Raw genomic sequence first — 8885 nt, forward strand, 5'->3', positions numbered from 1 at the left:
AGGTAGATAGGTTCGAGGTGGAAGTGTGGTGACACATGGAGCTGACGAATACTAATCGATCGAGGACTTAACCAAAATGTTTGAAACATTCAATGCACCGTTTATCCAGTTTTGAAAGAATAAATTCTTTCATATGTCTAGTGATGATGGCAAAGAGGTCACACCCGTTCCCATACCGAACACGGAAGTTAAGCTCTTTAGCGCCGATGGTAGTTGGGGGCTTCCCCCTGTGAGAGTAGGACGTCGCTAGGCAATTTAGACAGTCAGCTGTATGCTGGCTGTTTTTTTTTATGAAAAACCTTAATAATTGATCAATAATTCCACAAAATTTGCCTAAAATAAGACGAGCTTAACTAATATTTATTCTAAATGCAGAAGAAAGATAAAAGGCTATATTTTTCACAGTATAAAAAGGGGAGAAAAAACTATCAAGGTTATCACTTCGAAAAGTCTGAATTGTCTTTCTTTTACAAGTTTCTTGACAGTAGCTTAGCACGTTGTTAATCTTACAATTAATATTCTTTTAACTATAGGAGGACGTTACGAAAATGTGGGAAACTAAATTTGCCAAAGAAGGTTTAACTTTTGATGATGTATTATTAGTACCAGCGCATTCAGAAGTATTACCGAAAGATGTTGATCTATCAGTTCAACTAACACCAAAGATTAAATTAAATATTCCAATGGTCAGCGCAGGCATGGATACAGTTACAGAATCTAAAATGGCAATTGCTATGGCACGTCAAGGTGGTATCGGTATTATCCATAAGAACATGTCAATCGATGAGCAAGCTGAGCAAGTAGAAAAAGTAAAACGTTCTGAAAATGGCGTTATTACAAACCCATTCTTCTTAACTCCGACTCACCAAGTTTTCGATGCAGAGCATCTAATGGGTAAATACCGAATTTCGGGTGTACCAATTGTTGATAGTATGGAAAGCCAAAAACTAGTAGGGATTATTACAAACCGTGACTTACGTTTTATTTCTGACTATTCTTTAAAAATTGACGATGTTATGACAAAAGAAGATTTAATTACAGCTCCTGTTGGAACGACTTTAGAGGATGCTGAAAAGATTCTTCAACAATATAAAATCGAAAAGCTACCAATTGTAGATGAAGAAGGTAAATTAACTGGATTAATTACAATTAAGGATATCGAAAAGGTAATTGAGTTCCCTAACGCTGCAAAAGACGTTCATGGTCGTTTATTAGTAGGGGCAGCAGTTGGTGTTTCAAAAGATACAATGATCCGTATTGAAAAGCTTGTTGAAGCACAAGTGGATATCGTAGTCATCGATACAGCTCACGGTCATTCTGAGGGCGTATTACAAACAATTCGCTCTATCCGTGAATCTTATCCAGAGCTTGAAATTATCGCTGGTAACGTGGCAACAGCTGAAGGTGCACGCGCATTATTTGAGGCTGGTGCAGATGTAGTGAAAGTTGGTATTGGACCAGGATCTATTTGTACTACTCGTGTCGTAGCTGGTGTAGGTGTACCACAAATTACAGCTGTTTACGATTGTGCAACAGTTGCACGTGAGCTTGGTAAAGCAATTATTGCTGATGGAGGCATTAAATACTCTGGCGACATCGTTAAAGCTCTAGCAGCAGGTGGTAACGTTGTAATGCTTGGTTCACTTCTTGCAGGTACTTCTGAATCTCCAGGTGAAACTGAAATTTTCCAAGGTCGTCGTTTCAAAGTTTACCGTGGTATGGGTTCAATTGGAGCTATGGAAAAAGGTTCAAAAGATCGTTACTTCCAAGAAGATGCGAAAAAATTAGTTCCAGAAGGTATTGAAGGTCGTCTTCCATACAAAGGGCCTTTATCAGATACTATTTATCAACTAATCGGTGGTGTTCGTGCCGGTATGGGGTATTGTGGTTCAGCAAACCTTGAGTTCTTACGTGAACATGCTCAATTTGTTCGTATGACAGGTGCAGGTCTACGTGAATCTCATCCACATGATGTTCAAATCACAAAAGAATCACCAAACTATTCGATGTAATATATTACTAGCAACTTTTATGCTCTCGAATCGTCTACAAAGATGACACGAGAGCATTTTTTTATGATAGAGAGTACGCACGGAACTTACTATATATGATAAAATGTCGAGGACAAGATTATTTTTTGGAGGGCTTTAAAGGTGAAAAAGACAATGAGCACTGTCATTCGCTTACTCCTAATTCCTGTTTTGTTATTTAGTGTTTTAGCAGGTATTCCAGCGAAGGCAAATGCAGAAACAGATTTAGGACTACACGTGGATGCTGCAATTTTAATTGATGCAGATTCAGGAAAAATTTTATATGAACAAAATGCAGATACTTCATTAGGTATTGCAAGTATGACAAAAATGATGACTGAATACCTGCTATTGGATGCAATTGAAGCAGGTACGGTTAAGTGGGATCAAGAGTATCACGTAACGGATTATACGTATAAAATGTCTCAAAACCGTGCATTAAGTAACGTACCATTGCGTAGAGATGGGACTTACAAAATTAAAGAATTATATGAGGCAATGGCAATTTACTCTGCAAATGCTGCAACGGCGGCTATAGCAGAAACAATTGCAGGTACTGAAACTGAGTTTCTAAAGCTAATGAATAAAAAAGCAGAAGAGCTTGGTCTTAAAGGTTATAAATTTGTGAATTCTACAGGTCTTAATAATTCAGACTTGTTTGGTATGCAGCCAGCTGGTACAGGAGTAAATGATGAAAACGTAATGCCTGCTAAATCTGTAGCTAAATTAGCATATCATTTACTAAAAGATCATCCAGACGTATTAAAAACGTCTAAAATTGCAAAGAAGAAGTTCCGTGAAGGTACAGATGATAGTATCGACATGATAAACTGGAACGCTATGTTGCCGGGATTAGCGTACAAATATGAGGGCGTTGACGGATTAAAAACAGGTACAACAGACTTTGCTGGACATTGCTTTACAGGTACAGCAGAGCGCAATGGTACACGTTTAATTTCTGTAGTTATGAAGGCAGTAGGAGAGGATCCAAAAAAAGCGCGCTTCGACGAAACAGCTAAATTGTTAAACTATGGTTTCTCACAATTCTCGAAACAAGAAATTGTCCCTGCGAACTATAAGTTTAAAGATCAAGAAACAGTAAAAGTTACGAAAGGTAAAGAAAAGAAAGTAGCGATTGCTGTTAAAGAACCAGTTTCATTTATGGTTAAGTCATCTGAGAAAGATTTATATAAACCTAAGCTGGTATTAGACAAAAAGAGTCTTGAAGCAGAGGTTAAGAAGGATACAGTTGTCGGGAAGGTAGTTATCGAGCGCTCAGAGGGCACAGATTACGGTTTTATTGACGGTAAGGACCTTAAAGCTAATGTTGTTACAACAGAGGCTGTAGAGCGTGCTGGAGGTATCTCATTATTCTTCCAAGGTATTGGTAGCTTCTTCGGAAACTTATGGAGTGGCATTACTGACTTTGTTGGTGGCTTATTCTAATAATCACTATAAAGAACACGTAGATGTTGTTTAAAACATCGCGTGTTCTTTTTCACATTTTTACGCTTTACTGCATACGCTATTAGGCGAAAGGATGTGGCTAAATGTGTGGCATTACAGGATGGGCTAGCTTTCAAAAAGATTTAAGAAAAAGTAATGAAGTTCTAAAATTAATGACAAAAACGTTAAATAATCGAGGGCCTGATGATGAAAATATTTGGTGTAGTGAGCATATTGCATTTGGCCATCGTCGGCTGGCTGTCATAGATTTAATCGGTGGTAAGCAACCGATGAAAAAAGTTCATGATGGTGTAAACTATGTCATTACATATAATGGCGAGCTTTATAATACAGAAGAATTAAGAAAAGAGCTTCAAAATCGAGGGCATGTTTTTACAACCCATTCAGATACGGAAGTATTATTAACGGCCTATATTGAATGGAAAGAGCAGTGTGTTGATTTTTTAAATGGAATTTTCGCTTTTGGTATATGGGATGAACGATCACAATCTCTTTTTTTATGTCGGGACCGACTAGGTGTAAAACCTTTGTTTTATACAGAACAACAAGACGGCTTACTCTTTGCTTCCGAAGTGAAAGCAATATTAGCTCATCCATTGATTAAAGCGACCGTTAATACGGAAGGGTTAGCAAATATTATGGCTGTAGGACCATCTAGAACGCCCGGAAAATCACTTTTTCAAAATATTAGCGAACTACGTCCAGGATATGCGATGCGTTTCTCTAGGGAGGGCATACGAGTTTGGCAGTATTGGCAGTTACAGAGTATACGTCATGAAGAATCATTAGAAGAAACGATCGATCATGTCCGCTTTTTACTCACGGACGCTATTGAACGGCAGCTTGTTTCAGATGTACCAATCTGTACATTTCTTTCAGGCGGATTAGATTCCAGCATTATTACAGGAATTGCAGCAAGCATGTTCCAGCAACAAAATAAAGGTAAACTGCATACGTATTCTATAGACTACGAGGATAACGAACGTTTTTTTAATCCACATGCATTTCAAACATCCACAGACACTTATTGGATTCAAAAAATGACAGATACCTTTAGTACAACACACCATGCTGAGGAAATTTCGCAACAACAATTAATCGATTTCTTAATAGAATCTGTCATCGTTAGAGATTCACCAGGGATGGCAGATGTCGATTCATCGTTATTATGGTTTTGTAAAGAAGTTAAAAAGGACTTTACCGTTGCACTATCAGGTGAATGTGCTGATGAAATTTTTGGGGGTTATCCATGGTTTACAGAAACGACTACAGGTTTTCCTTGGATTCGTTCACTGTCTGAAAGATCAACGATGTTGCAAGAGCGATGGCGTAAGAAATTAAAAGTTGAATCATATGCACAACAGGCTTATTCACAAACAATTGCTGAAGTACCCTATCTTGATGGGGAAAGTATTGAAGAAGTGAGACAACGTGAAATGTTTTATTTGAATATGGTCTGGTTTATGCAAACATTGCTGGAACGAAAAGATCGTATGAGCATGGGGGCGAGTCTTGAAGTTCGTGTACCATTTGCAGATCATCGTCTTGTGGAATATGCATGGAATATTCCTTGGGAAATGAAAAATTTAGGGGGTATAGAAAAGGGTTTGCTTCGTAAGGCAATGCAACATTTATTGCCAGAGGAAGTTTTATATCGGAAAAAAAATCCGTACCCTAAAACCTATCACCCAGTTTATACAGTCGGTGTCCAAAAGTGGCTAAGAGAGATAATGGAGAACAAAAATTCAATTCTTCATGAGTTATTTGAACGACAGAAGCTAATAGAGTTAATTGAATCGGGTGGCAGTTCTTTCAAAGTTCCTTGGTACGGACAATTAATGGCAGGTCCACAGCTGTTAGCCTATCTGGGCCAAATCCATACATGGTTTGAGCTGTATAATATTCAGCTAATTGAATCGTAATATCAATTTCTCCTTGCTGCATTTGGCCGCTGCCGCTTCGCTTTCGTACTTGGTGAAATTGCTGATATATAGAAACACCAATCAATCCTTTAACGTGAGGTTGATTGGTGTTTTTTCTTTATATCCCAACAGTTCATAAGCTTTTTGATAGAAGTTTCAATTTCACCTTCAGGTAAACCACCGAAACCTAGTAAAAATTGAGCTTGTGAAGGTGTTGTGTGATCTAGGCGATAATCAGATAATGGATAAATTCTGATTCCTGCATTGGAGGCAAGCTGCTGTAAATGTTTTTCAGACAAAGTATGCTGTACATTGAGTAAAATATGCATTCCTGCTTGCTCACCAGTAATGTTAATTTGATTAGAATAGTTTTCTAAAATAGAAGTAAGCTTTTCATGCTTTTTTCGATAAATCTTCCTCATGCGATTTAAATGCTTGGCAAAATGACCGTCACGCATAAAATTTGCTACGATATGTTGATCGAAACGAGGTACTGTTGATGAATAGTAGTTAAATACATCATTATAAGTTGCCAGTAATTTTGGTGGAAGTACAAAATAAGCAACGCGCAAGGACGGCATTAATGATTTAGTAAATGTACTCATATAAATCACTTTGTCATTTCGATCTAATGCATGAAGCGCAGGAATTGGTTTTCCAGTATAACGAAATTCTGAATCATAATCATCTTCAATGATGTATCGAGAGGAGCTTTGTGCAGCCCAATTTAAAGCCTGTGCACGTCTTGTAGCAGATAATACTGCTCCTGTAGGGAATTGATGTGATGGCGTGATATAAACAACGTCAGCGCTAGTTTTTTCGAGCTCATGGATGACAATTCCTTCATCATCGACTGCAATTGGATAGACTTTCCTTTTATGCTGGGAAAACATACGATGAATAGCTGAATACCCTGGGTTTTCAAGCGCAAAGCAAGTATCATCACCAAAGAGACGTAAAATCATTGGTAGAAGCTGCTCAGTTCCTGAGCCGATGACAATTTGCTCGGGGCTACAAATAACCCCGCGTGATTGAAATAAATAATTAGCAATCTCCGTTCGTAAAGATAGTTCTCCTTGAGGCTCACCTGTTAATAATAATTCCTTTGAGGCATCATCAAAGAGTTCTTTCGCATATTTCCGCCATGTTTGAAATGGAAAGGCATCAATATCGATAGAACCTGGATTAAAATCTATTTTGTAAGATTTTTTCTTAGGTTGCTCGTGTAAAGAAAGTATTGTGTCCTGCTGAATATATGGAAGCTCGTCAATTTCCTCTACAAAATAACCGACACGGGATTTAGACATAATATAGCCTTCAGCAAGTAACTGTGCATAGGCAATTTCAATAGTTGTTTGAGAAATATTCAAAAAATCGGCTAATTTTCTTTTTGATGGTAATTTTTCTCCTACTGCAATTTTCTTTGTAATAATAGCTTCTTTAATGCCGCTATAAAGCTGGTCATAGAGCGGTTTTTCACCTTTTTTTTCTAGTTGGAATAATAGCATGTCCATGTTCATTCCTCTTTCTGACCTTATGGTTATTTTGTAAACTGGATATTTTTATATGGTCAATTTCGATTATACTAAATTTCATCATAAAGGTGGAGGTTAGAAATCATGAAACAAACAGGTACAGAATTAGTAAAGCGTGGGATGGCAGAAATGCAAAAGGGTGGCGTCATTATGGATGTTATTAATGCAGAACAGGCGAAAATTGCGGAAGCGGCTGGAGCTGTAGCTGTCATGGCGTTAGAACGAGTACCATCAGACATTCGCAAGGCGGGTGGTGTTGCACGTATGGCTGATCCTCGTATTGTAGAGGAGGTTATGGGGGCTGTATCTATACCTGTAATGGCAAAAGCACGTATTGGACATATTGTAGAAGCCAGAGTGCTAGAAGCGATGGGTGTTGATTATATTGATGAAAGTGAAGTATTAACTCCGGCAGATGAAGAGTTTCATTTATTAAAAAGTGATTATACAGTGCCCTTTGTTTGTGGGTGTCGTGATTTAGGAGAAGCTGCTCGACGCATTGGTGAGGGAGCTTCCATGCTACGAACTAAAGGGGAACCGGGGACGGGTAATATCGTAGAGGCGGTTCGCCATATTCGTAAAGTGAATGCGCAAGTACGTAAGGTAGTTGGTATGACAGAGGATGAATTAATGACAGAGGCTAAATTGCTTGGTGCTCCATTCGAATTATTAAGAGAAATTAAGCATCTTGGCCGTTTACCAGTCGTGAATTTTGCAGCAGGTGGAGTTGCTACGCCAGCAGATGCAGCATTAATGATGGAGCTGGGGGCTGACGGTGTATTTGTTGGTTCTGGTATTTTTAAATCAGAAAACCCAGAGAAATTTGCTCGTGCAATTGTTGAAGCTACTACGCATTATAAGGACTACAAGTTAATTGCAGAAATTTCAAAGGAGCTAGGTGTTCCGATGAAAGGCATCGATATTGCACAGCTTAGTCAAAATGAGCGTATGCAAGAGCGAGGCTGGTAAGATGAAGCGAATCGGTGTTTTAGCATTACAGGGAGCGGTGCGAGAGCATGTGCAAATGCTAGAGTCTCTCGGATGTGAAGCTGTCTTAGTAAAACAAAAATCTGATTTAGAGAAGCTTGATGGACTTGTCTTGCCTGGTGGAGAAAGCACAACGATGCGCAAATTGCTGAATCGATACGAGCTATTAGAGCCAATTCGCACACTTGCAAAGCAAGGTTTACCGATGTTTGGAACATGTGCAGGATTGATTTTACTAGCAAAGGAATTAGTGGATTATGAATCACATTTAGCTGTAATGGATGTGGTAGTTGCACGAAATTCTTATGGACGTCAGGTAGATAGCTTTGAAGTAAAGCTCGATATACCTAAAATAGGTCCTGCCATTCCGGCTGTCTTTATACGCGCGCCACATATTGTTTCTGTAGGTGAAGGTGTTGAAGTATTAGCAGAGCATGACGGGAAAATCGTGTTAGCAAAAGACAATCATTTATTAGGCTGTTCATTCCATCCTGAATTAACGGCAGACGCACGTATTCTTGAATATTTTGTATCTTTTATGGTATGACTTGCAAAATCTCATTTCATATAGTACAGTATGGATAAAATTTAAATAACTGAACACGATGATGGGAAGTAGTAGCAAGCACGTTTTTTTTAGAGAGTCAGCGGGTGGTGGAAGCTGATAAAAGCACTTGTGAATCCGTCCTGGAGTTGCGCAGTCGAAGTGAATGAAGTAGGCTGTCGCCGGCTGAAATGCCGTTATGAAATAAGTGGATTAGACAAATTGTCTAGTCAATTAGGGTGGCAACGCGGGTAGCTCTCGTCCCTTTATGGGGATGAGGGCTTTTTTGTGTTTCCACTAACTATTTTCCCATCATTAAGAATCTACTGGAGGTATGACGATGTTAGATATTAAACGCGTGCGCGACAATTTCGCGGAAATTAAAGAAATGTTATTAACA

The 8885-nt window shown here is 38.6% G+C and carries 6 protein-coding genes, 1 rRNA gene and 1 other annotated feature; of the genes, 6 read left to right on the forward strand and 1 reads right to left on the reverse strand.

What is annotated here, in order from left to right; translation table 11 throughout:
• Positions 1-136 precede the first annotated feature (136 nt).
• The 4 genes from rrf to asnB all read left to right on the forward strand — a co-directional run bounded on the left by rrf (position 137) and on the right by asnB (position 5419).
• Positions 137-252, forward strand: a 5S ribosomal RNA gene (gene rrf, locus MWJ95_RS24205).
• A 296-nt stretch (positions 253-548) separates the two neighbouring features.
• Positions 549-2012 (forward strand): IMP dehydrogenase, encoded by a 1464-nt coding sequence (guaB, locus tag MWJ95_RS24210; RefSeq protein ID WP_249076370.1) that lies wholly within the window; start codon positions 549-551, stop codon positions 2010-2012.
• Positions 2013-2153: 141 nt separating this feature from the next.
• On the forward strand, positions 2154-3476 hold the full coding sequence (locus MWJ95_RS24215) for a D-alanyl-D-alanine carboxypeptidase family protein (protein ID WP_249076373.1): 1323 nt from the start codon (positions 2154-2156) through the stop codon (positions 3474-3476).
• A gap of 104 nt (positions 3477-3580) precedes the next feature.
• Positions 3581-5419: an asparagine synthase (glutamine-hydrolyzing) gene (asnB, locus tag MWJ95_RS24220; protein ID WP_249076374.1), complete on the forward strand. Its 1839-nt coding sequence runs from the start codon at positions 3581-3583 to the stop codon at positions 5417-5419.
• 89 nt (positions 5420-5508) lie between these two features.
• On the opposite strand, the gene pdxR is transcribed toward asnB, so the two are convergent.
• A complete protein-coding gene (gene pdxR, locus MWJ95_RS24225) occupies positions 5509-6933 on the reverse strand; it encodes a MocR-like pyridoxine biosynthesis transcription factor PdxR (RefSeq protein ID WP_249107382.1) in 1425 nt (474 codons plus the stop codon).
• 105 nt (positions 6934-7038) lie between these two features.
• Between pdxR and pdxS the strand changes: the two genes are divergently transcribed.
• Together pdxS and pdxT are read left to right on the forward strand one after the other, a co-directional pair.
• Positions 7039-7923, forward strand: a complete 885-nt coding sequence (gene pdxS / locus MWJ95_RS24230; protein ID WP_249076376.1) for a pyridoxal 5'-phosphate synthase lyase subunit PdxS — start codon at positions 7039-7041, stop codon at positions 7921-7923.
• A gap of 1 nt (position 7924) precedes the next feature.
• Positions 7925-8488, forward strand: coding sequence for a pyridoxal 5'-phosphate synthase glutaminase subunit PdxT (gene pdxT, locus MWJ95_RS24235; RefSeq protein WP_249076377.1), 564 nt, complete (start codon positions 7925-7927; stop codon positions 8486-8488).
• A 49-nt stretch (positions 8489-8537) separates the two neighbouring features.
• Positions 8538-8754, forward strand: a binding site (T-box leader).
• Positions 8755-8885: the final 131 nt, after the last annotated feature.

Origin of the sequence: Lysinibacillus sp. Bpr_S20 (genome assembly GCF_023337835.1) — a bacterium.
Lineage (GTDB): Bacteria > Bacillota > Bacilli > Bacillales_A > Planococcaceae > Lysinibacillus.